The sequence below is a fragment of the Crateriforma spongiae genome (assembly GCF_012290005.1).
GTDB lineage: Bacteria > Planctomycetota > Planctomycetia > Pirellulales > Pirellulaceae > Crateriforma > Crateriforma spongiae.
In genome coordinates this window covers 231,517-247,756 of the sequence record NZ_JAAXMS010000009.1, presented here as the reverse complement: position 1 = coordinate 247,756, position 16,240 = coordinate 231,517, and the positions used below count along the sequence as shown (strand labels likewise).

The 16,240-nt window shown below is 58.3% G+C and carries 9 protein-coding genes; 5 read left to right on the top strand and 4 right to left on the bottom strand.

Features of this window, described 5'->3' with window-relative positions:
• The first annotated feature begins 42 nt into the window (after positions 1-42).
• Positions 43-2,010, top strand: coding sequence for a cytochrome c3 family protein (locus HFP54_RS21880; RefSeq protein WP_168566782.1), 1,968 nt, complete (start codon positions 43-45; stop codon positions 2,008-2,010).
• A 70-nt stretch (positions 2,011-2,080) separates the two neighbouring features.
• On the opposite strand, the gene HFP54_RS21875 is transcribed toward HFP54_RS21880, so the two are convergent.
• A complete protein-coding gene (locus tag HFP54_RS21875) occupies positions 2,081-5,125 on the bottom strand; it encodes a CRTAC1 family protein (protein ID WP_168566781.1) in 3,045 nt (1,014 codons plus the stop codon).
• A gap of 69 nt (positions 5,126-5,194) precedes the next feature.
• The gene (locus HFP54_RS21870) at positions 5,195-6,547 is read right to left on the bottom strand and encodes a Gfo/Idh/MocA family protein (RefSeq protein WP_146416037.1); all 1,353 of its coding nucleotides are present in this window, start codon (positions 6,545-6,547) and stop codon (positions 5,195-5,197) included.
• A gap of 419 nt (positions 6,548-6,966) precedes the next feature.
• Here HFP54_RS21870 and HFP54_RS21865 point away from each other — a divergent pair, with 419 nt between their 5' ends.
• Both HFP54_RS21865 and HFP54_RS21860 read left to right on the top strand, forming a co-directional pair.
• Positions 6,967-7,986 carry a VanZ family protein gene (locus tag HFP54_RS21865; protein WP_168566780.1) on the top strand — a complete coding sequence of 340 codons (1,020 nt, stop codon included), beginning with the start codon at positions 6,967-6,969 and terminating at the stop codon, positions 7,984-7,986.
• A 7-nt stretch (positions 7,987-7,993) separates the two neighbouring features.
• On the top strand, positions 7,994-9,007 hold the full coding sequence (locus tag HFP54_RS21860) for a Kelch repeat-containing protein (RefSeq protein ID WP_168566779.1): 1,014 nt from the start codon (positions 7,994-7,996) through the stop codon (positions 9,005-9,007).
• A 48-nt stretch (positions 9,008-9,055) separates the two neighbouring features.
• Here the strand turns inward: HFP54_RS21860 and mutL are convergent, their stop codons facing one another.
• Positions 9,056-11,041: a DNA mismatch repair endonuclease MutL gene (gene mutL / locus HFP54_RS21855; RefSeq protein ID WP_168566778.1), complete on the bottom strand. Its 1,986-nt coding sequence runs from the start codon at positions 11,039-11,041 to the stop codon at positions 9,056-9,058.
• Between the two features lie 134 nt (positions 11,042-11,175).
• Between mutL and HFP54_RS21850 the strand changes: the two genes are divergently transcribed.
• On the top strand, positions 11,176-12,771 hold the full coding sequence (locus HFP54_RS21850) for a BNR-4 repeat-containing protein (RefSeq protein WP_235952164.1): 1,596 nt from the start codon (positions 11,176-11,178) through the stop codon (positions 12,769-12,771).
• Between the two features lie 87 nt (positions 12,772-12,858).
• Here HFP54_RS21850 and HFP54_RS21845 read toward each other — a convergent pair whose 3' ends face one another.
• Complete coding sequence (locus HFP54_RS21845; RefSeq protein ID WP_168566777.1) at positions 12,859-14,400, bottom strand: DegQ family serine endoprotease; 1,542 nt, start codon at positions 14,398-14,400, stop codon at positions 12,859-12,861.
• Positions 14,401-14,974: 574 nt separating this feature from the next.
• Here HFP54_RS21845 and glgC point away from each other — a divergent pair.
• Complete coding sequence (glgC, locus tag HFP54_RS21840; protein ID WP_168566776.1) at positions 14,975-16,240, top strand: glucose-1-phosphate adenylyltransferase; 1,266 nt, start codon at positions 14,975-14,977, stop codon at positions 16,238-16,240.

Sequence of the window (16,240 nt, the reverse complement as noted above, 5' to 3'; positions counted from 1 at the left end):
CCCCGATCCACCCGCGTCACACGTTCATCCAATCGCACCGGAATGTCACAGCGTCGATCGAAACGCCCGCATCGCAAATCTGCCGGAACTGACGGCGTCGACCGAACCACAAGCGTCAACCGCCAGCAGGGTGAAACGCGGTCACGGCGGCCATGGATTGTTGTCGGGGTGGGCTTGCTGGCGTTGTTTGCCACACTGGGCTGGTGGTTCGGCTTGTTCGGTGTGTCGGACCGGCAAGTCATGCACTGGCAGGCGACGCTTTCGGTTCCGCCAGTCGACAGTGGATCGGCACCGACATTGGTCAAGCTGCAGGACAAACCACCGGGACATATCGGTATTGAAAATTGTCGTGGGTGTCATCAGGACAAGTACGACAGCTTTGTGAAGACGGCGCACTTCCAAAGCTTCACGATGGCGGACCGTCTGGCCAAGTTGCCCGAAGCGAGCGTGGTTCATCAGCCAACATCGAGAACCTATTCGGTGGAAAACGATGGCGATGCACAGTGGCATGTGGAAACACTGTTGGACCCCGAGGGGGAACCGATCAGTCAGACACGGCGTCGCATGGATTTTGCTTTTGGTTCTGGGATTCATGGGATCACGCCGGCCTATGAAGTCGACGGGTGGATGATGCAATCGCCGTTGACTTGGTACGCCGAGGGTGTCGGCTGGGCCATGTCACCCGGATATGAGGGAAACGCCCATCAAGCGTTTGAAAGGTTGATCGTCAAGGAATGCGTGTTCTGTCACGTGGGACAAGCACAACCAGATCCGCAGAACGAATTGCGTTTTCGTGTCAGCGAAATGCGGATCAGTTGCGAACGTTGCCACGGGGGAGGTCAGTCGCATGCCGAAGTGATGACGGCACTGGACGAAGGCCGGGATACGGACGTCGAAGACACCATCGTTAACCCCGCGAACCTAAGCCGTGATGCGGCCGAAGCAGTGTGCCAGCAATGCCACCTGCAAGCCGCCATGTACGTGAACGCGACCGGTCAAGACGTGTGGGATTATCGACCGGGTGAAACACTGGTTGCCAACCGCACTGATTTCGCCATTGCCGGGGACGGCAGTCACCGCATCGTCAACCATGTCGAACAATTGCACGACAGCCGTTGCTATATCGAATCGGAAACCATGACCTGTGTGACCTGCCATGACCCACATCATCGTGAATCACCGACCGAACGTGTGGCTTTGTATCGCGAAGCTTGCTTTCAATGTCACAGCAACGAATCTTGTGGTGTCGACTTGGCGGTGCGTCAGGACAGGAACCGGAACGATTGTTCGGAATGTCACATGCCCAGCTTGCCGACACGCGACGTGCACGCAGCGTTGCATCATCACACCATCGGGGTCTTCGACGATCAGGGGCGACCGCGTCAGAACAAGCAGTCTGGACCGGAGGGCGGACTGAATGCGATCTTGAACCAGGATACGCTTTCAAAAGCAGAGATCGATCGTCGCCGGGCGATCGCGACGATTGAATTGTCCGTGAATGATCCGGCGTTCCAACCAGCTCAGGACGTTTTGGTCGACGCGTCCACGACCTTGATGCAAGCCGTTGGTGAAGGCAAAGCCGATCGTCGAATGCGAAACGCACTGATGTTGCTGGCCGACCAAATGGAACAATCACCGGTGGCTCAGCAGATGGCGCGGACATTGATTGATGAACCCGACAATGATGCTTTACGATCCATTGCGTTGGAAATCTTGGGCACCGAAGCATTCAAGGCGGGAGACAACGCGACCGCATTGGATGCGTTTGAGCGATTGGTCAAGTTGCGTCAACGCAGCAACGACTACTACATTTTGGCACTCTGTCTTCGAAACGCCGGTGACGACGACGGCAGTATCCAGGCAGCCGAGACGGCGCTGCGGCTTTCCCCGGACTTCATCGCGGCCCACGAGTTGTTGGCGTTTTACTTCCAGGACAATGATCCGGAAAAGGCAGAGGCACACCTGAACGCTGCGGAAACACTGGGGCGAATTCAGACGACGTCGCACTAACACCGCCGGCGTTCAATGCGCCTAACCCAGCCAGCGTTCAATAAGCACCGCTATTACCGAGAGCCGGGGACTAGCGCGGACCGATTCGGGCAACACTGCCCTGTCCTTCGATCACCGTGAACGTGGAAGGTTTTCGTTCGGGGACGAACGAGTCCTGGATGCCCGAAGGCCAAGTGACCGCGATTTCTTGAATCGTTTCGTCATTGCCGATGATCATCCCAACGTTCGCGGTGTTGGTGCAGTAGTAACCGTACCCGGCGATGCGATGTCCCGTCACGGTCCGTTGATCGGTTTTGACTTCGATGCGCGCACCCGCTGCATCGCGATGCGAACGCGTGCCCACCAGTGATACTGAAACGACGCGTCCACGCTGGGGGCTGCGGTTCATCAACAGACGTGTGGGTTCACCCAAATGCCCCACCATCATGTCCAACCTGCCGTCGCGATCGAAGTCCGCGGTCGCGATGGTGCGACCCACGTGCTTGGCGGCAAAGTACCCGTTGGGTGATTCACCGTGTTCGATCTGTGCGTCGTCGGCCGCCGATTCGCTAATGGCGGATGTCTGGTGATCCAAGATCCATCGCGATTGGTCATAGCGAAAGAGCTGGGAATACTGGGCCATCGTGTCGTTGGGATCGATCGGCTGGTTGACGTGTCCGTTGGTGACGAACAAATCCATCCGGTTGTCGGCGTCGAAGTCCGACATCACCACACCGAATCCCAACACCGGTGTGGAGGGTCCGCTTAAGCCGCTGGCTTGGGTTTGATCGCCGAACAACCCCGGTGACTGCTGGACGAAAAAGTTGTTGCTTTCTTCACTGAAATTGGTCACCACCAGATCCAAGTCGGCATCGCCGTCGGGGTCGGCCACGGCAATGCCCATGCAGGCTTGGGCGCGACCGCCGACACCATAGCCCAGCCCACGCACCACGGCTTCTTCCGACCAAACGCCGTTGTTTTGCCGCCGCCAAAAGTGGTTCGCCGACATGTCGTTGGATACGAACACTTCCAAGCCAGGATTGGTGGCATCCAGATCGGCGACCACCAAACCCAGTCCGCGTCCCGCCTGGTCAATCGATGACCAGGATTCATCCAGGCGGAAGGTGCCGTCGCCGTTGCCAAGCCAAACCTTGTCGGGATCCCCGTCAAAATCGACCGGCGGGCATGCACCCAAGACACCGGTGTAGCTGTGGCAGGGACGGTTCAGCACGTCGTCCAAGACGCAGTAATTGATTTCAATCAGATCAGCGATCGCATCACCGTTGATGTCGGCAATGGCAACACTGGACGTCCAGTGGCTGCCACGAATTCCCGACGCAATGGTCACGTCGGTGAACTGTCCATCGCCGTTATTGATCAAGACGCGGTTGGGACCAATGTTTCCGACAAACAGATCGGGGAATCCGTCAGCGTTGATGTCGCCAGCGGCAACCCCCTGGCCATAGTCGTCCAGTTTGGTTGCTAGGGACGCGCGTTGAAAATTGCCGTCCCGGTTCAAGAACAGCTGGTCTGTAATGGGGCTGGATTTCAGCGGGTCGCTGCCGGCCTGGGACAAGTAAATATCGTCCCAACCGTCACGGTCAAAGTCGGCTGCGGCGATCCCACCGCCGTTGATCTGGTGCAGCCACACCGCCAGTTGACCGGTCGGTTCGCCCGTGTCGAACTGAAATTCCAAACCGCGGGATTGCGTTTCGTCGACGAGCAGGATTTCGCCAAAGTCATCGCCCGAATCCGAACTCGGCTTTGTCATCGATGTGGCCAGGGATGTGATTTCGTCCGGTGGAGAAACGGATTCGGCAAAGTCCGACAAGGCGGATGCCCATCGCTGGCGAGGCGGTGACTTGTCGATCGCAGCCTGTCGTTTGGTCAAATCGTCGGCCGGATCGTGCTGTAGATTCCCGGCGATCTTGGACCAGCCGACTGCTTCGTCATGACGTCCCAATTGCCACAGGATCTCGGCAATCCGAATGCTGTTGGCTTGTGATGGCAAGCCTTCTTCGAAATATGCCAAACAACGGTTGTACAATTCTTGCAGCATCTTGGCACGGTCGGCGACTTGTTGTGACAAGCTCTCGTGACCAGCGCGGCTGAGACTAATGGCCAGCTGCGTCGCCGGCAGATGGGAGTGATGTTCGGCGGCTAACAATGATTCGGCAAAACACTTCGCGGCCCAGTCGGATTGCCCACCGGCCAGCGCGGCAAGGCCCGCCCCGTACCAAAGATCTGGGTGATTGATTTGCGTCGGCGGGTGATCCGTGACGAATGCAGCCAGATCAGCCAGCCGTCCCGATTCCGCCAACAAGAACGCATGAAAGCCGATCGCCGGTACATAGTCGTCATGTTCTTGGACGATCGGATCGGTGACCTCCAAGGCCGCGTCGGGCTTTTTGCTCATCCATAACCCGACCGCCCGACTTAGCTGTGGACGCAGATCATTCGGCTGCAGAGTATCGGCCAATCGAAGCAGATTGGGGTCTTCCTTGTAACGCTGTTTCAACGATGCCAGAAAATACAATTCATCGCCACGAATCTGACGCTGGCGAACCAATTGATGCAGCTGAGCTTGACTGGCGTGGAGATCACCGACGATGGAATAAAGTTCGGCCAGCCGTCGGTGCAGATCCGCCGAGTGGGAAGTTTTCCCCGCGTGACCGGCCAAGACTTGGATGCCGTCGACCAGGCGTCCGCTGTTGCAGAACGCTTGGGACCACTGCAGTAATACCGGATCGGCGATGGTGCGTGACTGGTTTTCCGATGCGATCGCATAGTCGTTGAAGCGTTCGATCGCGGCATCCCAATCACGACGTTCCAGCGACACTTGGGCGGCGGCCAACAACAGATCCGGATCGTCGGGGCGGCGGATCAGTTCGGACAGCACCAGTTCGTCGGCGGCAGCCCAATTCTTTGCCCGTTTCAATGCGGAAAACTTCGTTCGAAAGCTCTCCGGGCGTCGTTGGCTGGTGGTCGATTCCGATTCGTCGGTACGGTTACAGCCGACGTTTGCGGACAGAAAAAACGAACACAGGGACACGAAACACAGCACGGCCACGCAGGACGATGTCGTGCGTGGCCGATGCGGTTTAGAAAGCTGGGGCTGGGCGATCGGACCGTTCATGCTGTGATCATAACGCGATCGGCAAGGCGGCAGTGCGGGGGGATCGCCCGATTCCCGGGGCGAGCCGCGTTAGGTGCGGGCGACTTCACGCGACTTACGGCTCAACAAAGCGTTGGCCTGTTCATCGCCGACGAAACGTTCCGCCTTGGGATCCCAAGTCAGGTCACGGCCCAGCATCAGGGCGATGTTGCACAGGTGGCATGACGTCATCGTGCGATGGTGCGTCCAGACATCGGAGATCGGCAGTCCGCCGTCGCTGATGCATTCAAAGAAGTTGCCCATGTGACCACCGGGCTTCTTGCCTTTGCAAAGCTCGGTGATCTTCTCATCCAGTTCGGCACGGTCGGCGTCGGTCAACGCGTCCACGGGGCGACCTTCCAGTTTCCCACGATTGACAAAGATGCGACCCTTTTCGCCTTCGAACAGGATGCCGTTGGGGAAGTTGACGTTGTCGTTTTCCCGCGTGTAGTGATCATTGACGCTCAACACCGAACCATTTTCATAGGTCAATTCGATATTGAACTTCATCGCGGTGTTGTAACCGTTGGGCAACGACGCTTCGCCGTTCAGGAACGATTCCCAGTTGTAATCGTCCGGAACAATTTTGGGGAACTGTCCTTTACCGCTGACTTTGACCGGTCCAGTTTCGCCGGGGGCCAATGCCCACTGGGCAATGTCGATGTGGTGGGCACCCCAGTCGGTCATCTTGCCGCCGGAGTATTCAAAGTACCAACGGAAGAAGCGACGACGTTCTTCGCAATAGCCCTTGTCGGGCGCCGGGCCCAGCCAAAGATTCCAATCGATGTCTTTCGGGGCGTCGGTGACGTCAAACGGTCCGCCTTCGGGGGCACCACCGATCGCGACATAGGCGTTGACGTTGTCGCCCAAGCGTCCGGTTTGGACCATGGCGATCGCGGTCAAGAACAAGTCTTTGGCACTGCGTTGTTGTGTGCCGACTTGGAACACCTTGCCGGTTTCTTCCACAACCTTCCGAATCTGTTTGCCTTCGTCGATGGTCAACGTCAACGGTTTTTCGCAATAGACGTGCGCGCCGCTGCGCAGGGCAGCAATGGCGATCGGAACGTGCCAGTGATCCGGGGTACCGATGGTGACGACGTCCGGCTTTTCTTGTTCCAGCAATTCGCGATAGTCGCGATAGGTGTTCAGCTTGCCGCCAAAGTGTTCTTCGTTGAACTCCTTGGCATGCAAGTCGTCGACGTCACAAACGGCAATCATGTTGGCGAATCCCGCGGCAGACAACGCGATGGATCGTCCCCGGTTGTATCGACCGCGACTGCCACCGACCCCGATCGCCGCCAAGCGAAGTTTGCCGTTGTCGTCGGCGGCACGCAAAGGACCGGACATTGCGACGGCGGAACCCGCAGCGGTGGTTTGCAGGAAGCGGCGACGAGACGTATTCATGGTTGGGTACCTTCCGAAGGGTGGGAATCAATTCAAAAAAGGGCAAGATGCAAGGTGGGGCCCAGGTTGCACCGGTGATCACGACGCGTCATGGACGATGCGATCACACCGCTTGTATCCTGTTGCACCGGCAGATCGATGACGACGGCGGACATCGGGCGATCCGGACATGTTAACAAGAGCCTGGGGCAATTGGGGGGCTGGGTGCGGAACTGTCGCAGAAGATCTTTGGCGGCCCGGAGCCGATGGTCCAAAATCGTCTGGCCGAAGCTGCCCCGCGAAAAATGATGGGCCTAGAAAACCAGCTTGACTGCCAGGCAACACGGTCGCCTGGGCATTTTCGGGTCGGACACACACACCGAAAGCCCGTCGTGCGAATCGAATGTTCGTGCGACGGGCCGTCTTGGGATTCGAACACCATGGAAACGACCGCACCGATGGATCGTCTGCCGATCGTTTCGTTGATCCGCGCGATCACCGTCGGGTTGCTGGTGGTCATCGCCGTTGTGGGGTTGTTGTTGATGCCGGTGCCGATGGACAGCCGCGCCTCGTCGGCCCTGGGCGATTTGGTTCACGCCCCGCTGTTCGGCGGTTTGGCACTGGGAACGCTGGTGTTTCTTGGGCGGTTGTGGCCGATCCATGATCGTTCCCAGCACGTCTGGATTCGCCTGCTGATCGTCGCGACGGCTTGGTTTCTGTTCGGCGCGACGATGGAAGTGGTTCAGCAGTGGGCCGGACGCACCGGGCGGCTGCACGATGCATTGGCCAACGGCTGGGGGATCGTGGCGGGGTGCAGTCTGTATGTGTTGCTGCGTCAATGGAATCATCCCAATCGTCGGCGCTGGATGGTCGGATGTTTGGGGCTTTCCGTGTTTGCGATGTTTCTGGCGTGGAAAGATCCCGTTGCCGAACTATTGGATTTTGCCCGCGTCAGGACACAGTTTCCGCTTCTGGCCTCGTTCGAATCGCCGCGAGGTTTGGCACGCTGGCACTGCGACGATTGTCGTGTCGAACACTCGACGCGTGGTGTGACCGACGGCCAACAGTCGATGAAGGTTGTGTTTTCGGTATCACCGCATCCGGCCGCGACGCTGATCGATGTCCCCACGGACTGGTCGGGCTTTGACACCTTGGAATTGGATGTTTTGGTAGATGACGAGTCCGCTTCGGAATCGTTCGACTTTGTATTGAAGGTGATTGATCAGCATCACGCCGACTATCATGCCGACACCTTTCGCCGGACTTGGCGACTGACGCGTGGCCAGCAAACGCACCTAGTGATCCATCGCGACGAAGTGATCGCCGGTCCGGATGATCGCGATTTGGATGCAAGCCGGATCAAGTTTCTAAGTCTGCAAGTGCTGCAACCGGATCAACCGACCGTTTTGTATGTCGACCGTATCGGCTTGCAGTTTGATTCCAATCCAACACCCAATTGAGTCTGTCATGAAATTGAATCACAAGCCGGCACCATTCGCGTTGTTCGGGTGCTGTTTGTTTGTCGCGGCATTGCACGGCTTCGATGTCGTGAGTGCGGAATCACCCTGGCAATGGGAAACCGTCCAGGCGGAAGGTCAGCCGACGGCGCGTCACGAAGCCGCATTGGCCGCCTATGACGGCAAAGTGTTTTTGATCGGTGGTCGGCGGATCAATCCGGTCGACGTTTTCGATCCTGCGATCCGTCGTTGGACGGCAATGTCACCCACGCCGATGGAATTGCATCACTTCCAAGCGGTCGTGGTCGGTGATGTGATCTACTTGATGGGGGCGATGACGGGGCGCTATCCCGGTGAAACGCCGCTGGAACGCGTGGTCGCCTATTACCCGAAAGAAGATGAGTTTCGGTTTCTGCATCCAATCCCTACCGCGCGACGACGCGGCGGTGCCGGAGCGGTCTATTACAACGGGAAAATCTATTTGGTCGGCGGGATCACCAACGGTCACATTGACGGTTTTCAGCCCTGGCTGGACAGCTACGATCCGGAAACGGGCGATTGGGAAACGCTGCCCGACGCACCCCACGCACGGGATCATTTTCAAGCAGTCGTCTGTAACGATCGGCTGTATGCGATCGGTGGCCGGACGACTCATCAACGGGAAAAGAACGTCTTCGGTTTGACCGTCGATCAAGCGGATGTGTTTGATTTCGAAACGATGTCTTGGCTGCCGCCGGATCAATGTCCCAATTTGCCGACACCGCGTGCGGGCAACATGGCGATGACTTGGGGCGATCAGGTCTTGGTCGGTGGTGGCGAGAGTGGTGACCAAAAATCGGCGCACGACGAAGTCGAAGCTTGGGATACCGACCAACAGAGATGGTCGGATTGGCCGTCGATGAACCGTGGGCGTCACGGCAGCGGCTTTGTCGAAGTCGACGGTTTCTTATACACCGCGTCGGGCAGCGGAAATCGTGGCGGCGGTCCGGAGTTAACGTCGATTGAACGGCTGCGCTTGCCCTGACGAAGGTCGGGCACGGGCGGATCGCTGGGAATCAAATGTGACCGCGGGTTAGCTTCGGCCGCGGGGGCCCAGTCGCCCGAACATGCGATCCAGTTCGTCCAGACTAAAGAACAACGCGGTGGGTCGTCCGTGGGGGCAATGATGGGTTTCGTGGTACAGGTCGCGTTGTTCCAGCAGGCTGGTGATTTCTTCGCTGGTCAATGGATCTCCGGCTTTCACCGCGGCTTTGCATGCGATGGTCGCCAACAGGTGGTTCAGCAGGTCTTTGGGGTCGGGTTGCTTTCCGGCACCCAGCAGTGATTCCAAGACGACGTGCAGCATTTCGCCCGGCGGGCGTTTGGGCAACATTGCCGGATAGGAATGGATTGCGATCGTGTCGCCGCCGAAGTCTTCGATTTCCAGACCGATCTGTGCTAGCGTTTCCTGAACTTCCAACGCCGCGGCATGTTCACCGGGAGTCAGGGCAATGGTTTCGGGGACCAGCAAACGTTGGGCTTCCAACCGTTGTCCGCTGTGCAAGACTTTCTGGCACACCCGTTCGTACAACACCCGTTCGTGAAGGGCGTGCTGATCGATGACGACCATGCCCTTTTCGTCTTGCGTGACCAAGTACCGATTGTGCACCTGGGAACCCAGATAGCTGACCGTTGGTGACGCGGCGCCCGCTTCGGTCGTATCGGGTGGCAATTGCACCGGAGTGCTGGGATCGTCACCATCCCACGGGGCAACGTCGTCCGTGGACGATTGTGTTTCCGTTGCTTCATCTTGCACCGGAGTTTCGATGGGGCCGTTGACGGTCGGACTGCTTGGCAATCCGGTCGACGCGCCGCCAGATGGAAACGGACGAAAGTCCGGGATCGGGCCCGGGGTGCTGGTGGAATCTTGGCCCGTTTGTGCCCAATTGATGACGGATTGACGTTGCTGGTCCACTGCTTTGACCGACATGCCCATCACGGATTCGCTGCCGCTGTTGGGCAGCGCCTGTGGTTCAACCGGTGCGGGTGGGCCCACGCGTTGGGTCAGATTGCTGGTCAAGAAATGGTGGCGAAGCGTTTGTAGCAGACGACTGTAAACGCGTCCGCCATCGGTGAACCTCACTTCCTGCTTGGTCGGGTGGACGTTGACATCGATCATCGACGGCGGCATGGTCAACCGCAGGAAGCAGATCGGCTGGCGTCCAACCATCAACATGCCTCGATAGGCTTCACCCAGGGCGTGTTGCAACGAACGGTCGCGGATGTGTCGACCGTTTAGAAACAGGTACTGCATCCGATTGTTGCCGCGGCTGACCGACGGATCACAAACGAACCCGTCGATACCGATGGCTGAATCGTCGCTGTGGACCGGAATCAGTGATTCGGCAATCTCGGCACCAAAGAATGCCGCAATCCGGTCTGCCCAGCGAACCGTCGGTGGCAGGTCGTGTAACAGTTTTTCGCCTTGCCGATAGACGAAATGGACGTTGGGGTTGGCAAGGGCCAACCGCGTGAACGCTTCGGTGATGTGTCCCCGTTCGGTTTGCGTCGTTTTTAAGAACTTGTGACGCACGGGGGTATTGAAGAACAGGTTTTTGACTTCGATCACCGTGCCGGTCGGGCAACCACAGGGGGCCGGGCCTTCGATCACGCCGCCGCGGACGTTCAATTCGCTGCCGATGTCGGCGTCGGCGGGACGGCTGCGGATCGTCATTTGCGACACGCTGGCAATCGACGCCAGTGCTTCGCCACGGAAACCCAGCGTGCCGACATGAAACAGCATTTCATCGTCCGGCAATTTGCTAGTCGCATGGCTGGTCACCGCCAGTGGCATTTGCGCATCGGCGATACCACATCCATCGTCGCTGATTCGGATCAGTTCACTGCCGCCGCCTTGGATGGTCAGTTCGACCCGTTTGGCGCCCGCATCGATGCTATTTTCCAGCAGTTCCTTGACGACCGATGCGGGGCGTTCGATCACCTCGCCCGCCGCGATTTGGTTGACCAAATTCGGTGGCAACTGACGGATGATCGGTGGCGTTGTGGCGATGGATGTCATGCCGCTGAATGTACCGCAAGGATGCCAAGTGGCAACCGATTTCGTGTGATTCGCTGGCCCCGAATCCGCGAAGCCCCCGGCGGTTGAAATATCGCTTATTTTTGATCTGTCACGATCAAGTTAGAACACTGCAAATGAACGAGAAGGCGATGGCCAGGCATCAAGCATTGACGACGGGAATTGGAATCGGGCCGCCGCGTCGTCATCTTTTGTGGTGCGGTCCCGTCGCGTTGCTGGTCGGGTTGGCTATTCCGGCGATATCGACCGTCGCGCAAGAGGTCGGCCCGAATCCATCGACGGTGTCCGGCGAATCGGTACGCCGGATCAACGGGTATCGTGGGATCTGGTTCACGCTGGGCCAGTTTTACGGACAGGGCGAAGATGGCGGTTACATTCCGATGCGACGCCAGCCGACCTTTCCCTACGGCGACAAGTACTCCGGCGGTCTGGCCACTTACACCGCCAAGCATGTTCCGCTGGCCGTTCACTGCCCCGAGGTCGACAAAACGTTTTTTGTTTACGGCGGTGCGCCCGAAGACGAACAGCGATATCTGTTGTGCATGGTGTCGTATTACGACCACCGAACCGGCCAAGTGCCCCGCCCCGTCGTCGTGCATGACAAAGGCGGCGTCGACGACCCGCATGACAACCCCAGTCTGTTGATTGACGACCAAGGCTATCTATGGATCTTTGTCAGCGGACGCGGTCGAACGCGGCCGGGATACAAGTACCGCAGTCGAAGTCCGTATTCGATCGACGGGTTCGAACAAATCCGCGAAGAAGAACTGACCTATCCTCAGCCTTGGTGGATCGATGGTTTGGAAACCCCCTTCGTGCATCTTTTCACCAAATACACCGGTGTGCGCGAGTTGTATATCGAACGCAGCATCGACGGGCGGAATTGGACCGAAGATCAAAAGCTGGCGGGCATTCTTCGTGACGGGGACCGTGCCGGCGGACACTATCAAACCAGTGCCGTATGGCGACAACGCATCGGGACATTTTTCAACAGACATCCCGGTGGCAACGTGGATAAGCGAACGGATTTGTACTACCTGCAGTCCGACGACGGCGGCGTCACCTGGACTGATGTCGAAGGCAACCCAGTGGAAACGCCCGTTGTCGACGTCGACCATTCGTGCCGAGTCCGTGATTACGAGTCGGACGGTCGCAATGTGTATCTGAAGAATATGGTCTTTGATGACCAAGGACGTCCGGCATGCTTGATCGTCACCAGCGGCGGACATGAACCGGGGCCGCCCAATGCGCCGCGTCGATTGAAGCTGGTTCGCTGGACAGACACCGCCTGGGTCGAAAACCAGATCACGCAGGTGGACCACAACTATGACATGGGATCACTGATCATTCACAATGATCAGTGGATCGTGATGGTTCCGTCCGACGCGGGACCGCAGGCGGACCACGGTGGTGGTGAAATCGTTCGCTGGATCAGTCGGGACGCCGGGGCGACGTGGCAACGACAAAATGCGGTGACCGAAAACAGTATCCGCAACCACAACTATGTACGGCATCCCGTCGACGCTGCGGATCCGTTCTTTGTGTTTTGGGCGGACGGAAACCCGACGGAATTGTCGCCCTCGCGATTGTACTTTGCCGATTCGACCGGCCGACGCGTCCATATGCTGCCCGATCAAATGGACGCGGACAAGGCTCCGGTGCAAGTAATTGATTTCGATGCGTCCGTGCCAACGAAGAACGCAGCGCCCTGAATGAAGCAGGCTGCGCACAAGAAACCGGCCGCATCGATGGACGATGCGGCCGGTGGCGATGAATTGAACCTGATTCGGCGGATTCGATCAGTCCAGCGGGACCGGAATCATCATCAGGCTGTTTTCGCGGCGAACGGTCAGCCGCAAGGACTGGCCCGATTGTCGCGCCGCTGCGGCGGCTTTTTCAAGGTCCTTGTCGCTGCGGACGTCTTCGCCGTTGGCCTTTTTGATGATGTCGCCCGGCTGGATGCCGTGTTCGGCGGCTGCACTGCCGTCTTCGACACCCGTCACCAGCAACCCTTCTTCATCGGCGTCGTAGCCGTAGCGTTTGGCGGTGTCCGACGTCAGCGGCTGGACGGTCACGCCCAGAGTTCCGCCGTCGCTGAACAGGGCGATCGCGTCTTCGTTCAGCTCGCCTAGCTTGACCGAGATGTCAACCTCGTTGCCGTTCCGATTGACGGTCATGTTGATCGTCGATCCCGGTTTGCGGCTGGCGACATAGTTTCGCAATTGCGTGCCACTGCGGATCGTCTTGCCATCGATGTCGGTGACCACATCGCCCGGTTGCAATCCCGCTTGGGCGGCCGGCTGGTCGTCCAAGACACTGCTGATCAACGCGCCCTGTTTGACCTTCAAGCCGAATTCTTCAGACGTCGCGCTGTTGACGTCACCGACCTGGGCACCCAAGAAGCCACGTTGGACTTTTCCGGTTTCGATGATCGACGACAGGATCGGCTTGGCCAGCGACACGGGGATGGCGAAACCAATCCCGTTGTTGCCGCCGCTGCGCGATGCGATGGCCGTATTGATGCCGACCAATTCGCCACGCAGGTTGACCAGTGGTCCGCCGGAATTGCCCGGGTTGATCGCGGCATCGGTTTGCAGGAAGTCTTCGTATCCGTTGCCGTTACCGACGATGCCTTGAACCCGGTTCTTTCCGCTGATGATGCCGGCGGTCACCGTTTGATCCAGTCCGAAGGGGCTGCCGATGGCCAGCACCCAATCACCGACTTGGATATTGTCGCTGCTGCCGATGGCGACCGGCATCAAGCCATCTTGGTCGACTTTCAACACGGCCAAGTCGGTCGGCGGATCGGTGCCGACGACTTCCGCGGTCAACTCGGTCCCGTCGCTTAGTTCGACGGTGACTTCGTCGGCGTTGGCGACGACGTGGTTATTGGTCAGGATGTAACCGTCGGCGCGAACGATCACACCGCTGCCCATGCCGGTTTGCATGCGGCGGCGCTCGGGAGACGAATTTCCGCGGTTGCCCCGGCGGCGATCGAAGTCAAAGAAGTCTTCGAATCCGGGCGGCAAACTGCGTCGAAACTCCGGCGGCAATTCGTTCATGCCGCCACCGCCACGCACCAGCATCGTTCGCGCCGTACTGATGCTGACCACCGATGGACGAATGGCGTCGGCCACGTTTCGAAACGCGGTCGAAAGATCTTGAGCCGTGCTGAGGTTTTGCTTGGCCAAATTTTGTTGGGCACTTCGGGCGCTGGCCTGTTGGTCCGCATACGCATCGCTGCGTAGGCCCGATGGCAGACTGGTCACAACGCCGGTTAGAAGGGCTCCGGTCAACATTGCGCCGAGCACCATACTGAGCTTGTGAAACTGCTTCTGCATTAGAAGGAAACTCCCTGGACAGAACGATGTTGGGTGATGGGGTGTGAAAACGAATCATCCGCCACGGGGCGGGCGTCAAAATCCAGCCGATGGTCATCCGTGTAGCGACACGGCCGGTCAAACTTTCAAAAGCGTGATCGTTTCTACAACGTGATAGGGGGATTCGGTTCACGTGTCGGCGGCCATTCGGCGCGGAAAATTTGCACAACCGCCGTAATCGACGATGCGAAAACGTGCCGGAAACCGCCGAATCGGCACAACGACTCCTGGAATGCCCCCAATTTGCAAACTCCATACCAATCCACTTCGTGCGTCTGTTTCAAGCGGGGGACGCATTTCGCGAATGAATCTTCCGCCGGCGATCGGTGGGCGTGATGTGGCGACGCGGCGATACGCTAGCAATTTGTTAGACTATCGGGACCTTCGATCGCGGGTTTTCGGATGCGGCGGTGCCCAAATGCCGATAACTCAAGTGCCGGAGTCGCGGACCGTTGATTTCGGCCGCCCGCGTCGACGGACAGATCAATCGGGACGATCGCTGGGTTCGCAGTATCAGTGGCAAGGACATCCAAACATGCGAGACACTCTGACGGTGATATTGGCGGGCGGTCGTGGATCGCGACTGGAACCGCTGACCCGAGACCGGGCAAAGCCGGCGGTGCCGTTCGGCGGTCTGTACCGAATCGTCGACTTTGTGCTTAGCAATTGTCTGAACAGTGGCATGCGTCGAATGCTGTTGTTGACGCAATACAAGGCCCAGTCGCTGGACCGTCACATTCACTTGGCATGGCGGAACTACTTTTGCCGTGAACTGGGTGAATTCATCGACGTCGTTCCGCCCCAACAGCGGATCGATGACAACTGGTACCAGGGAACGGCCGACGCCGTTTACCAGAACATCTATGCGATCGAACGCGAGCAACCCGAAGATGTGGTCGTGCTGGCGGGTGATCACATTTACAAGATGAATTACAAGACGATGGTGGATTTCCATCGTGATCGCGATGCCGACATCACGATCGGCGCGTTGCGAGTGCGGTGTGAAGACGCCAAGCAGTTTGGCGTCATGCAAGTCGATCCTGATGGCCAGCTGATGGGGTTTCAAGAGAAGCCCGATCAGCCGATCCCCACGCCGGAGGATCCCGACGTGTGTTTGGCGTCGATGGGGATCTATGTCTTCAAAGCGAGGTACTTGTACGAGCGATTGTGCGACGACGCGACCCAGCCCGACAGCGCGCACGATTTCGGCAAGAACATCATTCCGGATGCGATCAGCAACAGCCGCGTGTTTGCGTTTCCGTTTCTGGATGAAAATCGCAAAGACAGCGTCACGCCGCACGCCGGGGCCGACGCGTATTGGCGGGACGTCGGCACGATCGATGCCTACTACGAAGCGAACATGGATCTGATTGGTGTCGACCCGCAGTTGAATCTGTACGACCAGGCTTGGCCGATGCGTTCGTTCCAGCCGATGTTGCCACCGCCAAAGTTCGTCTTCGGCAGCGAAGGCCACAGTTCACGCAAAGGCGAAGCCCTGGATTCGATCGTCTGTCAGGGGGCGATCATCAGCGGTGGTCGCGTCGCACGCAGCATCATCGGGGCCGGATGCCGGGTGAATAGCTACGCCAGCGTCGAAGACAGCATTCTGTTTGATCACGTGGACGTCGGACGACACTGCAAGTTGCGACGCGTGATTGTCGATAAAGGGGTCAGTATCCCGCAGGGAACCGAAATCGGTTTCGATCCGGCCGCTGATGCCGCACGCGGGTTCACGGTGACCGAAAGCGGATTGGTGGTCATCGCCAGGGGCGAAGTGATTCCCGCAGAAACGATGGTCTGA

What these genes read in the sequence shown, in the direction of transcription:
- HFP54_RS21880 (WP_168566782.1), top strand. Translation starts at nt 43, where the DNA reads ATGTCACAGCGTCGATCGAAACGCCCGCATCGCAAATCTGCCGGAACT.
- HFP54_RS21875 (WP_168566781.1), bottom strand. Translation starts at nt 5,125, where the DNA reads ATGAACGGTCCGATCGCCCAGCCCCAGCTTTCTAAACCGCATCGGCCA.
- HFP54_RS21870 (WP_146416037.1), bottom strand. Translation starts at nt 6,547, where the DNA reads ATGAATACGTCTCGTCGCCGCTTCCTGCAAACCACCGCTGCGGGTTCC.
- HFP54_RS21865 (WP_168566780.1), top strand. Translation starts at nt 6,967, where the DNA reads ATGGAAACGACCGCACCGATGGATCGTCTGCCGATCGTTTCGTTGATC.
- HFP54_RS21860 (WP_168566779.1), top strand. Translation starts at nt 7,994, where the DNA reads ATGAAATTGAATCACAAGCCGGCACCATTCGCGTTGTTCGGGTGCTGT.
- mutL (WP_168566778.1), bottom strand. Translation starts at nt 11,041, where the DNA reads ATGACATCCATCGCCACAACGCCACCGATCATCCGTCAGTTGCCACCG.
- HFP54_RS21850 (WP_235952164.1), top strand. Translation starts at nt 11,176, where the DNA reads ATGAACGAGAAGGCGATGGCCAGGCATCAAGCATTGACGACGGGAATT.
- HFP54_RS21845 (WP_168566777.1), bottom strand. Translation starts at nt 14,400, where the DNA reads ATGCAGAAGCAGTTTCACAAGCTCAGTATGGTGCTCGGCGCAATGTTG.
- glgC (WP_168566776.1), top strand. Translation starts at nt 14,975, where the DNA reads ATGCGAGACACTCTGACGGTGATATTGGCGGGCGGTCGTGGATCGCGA.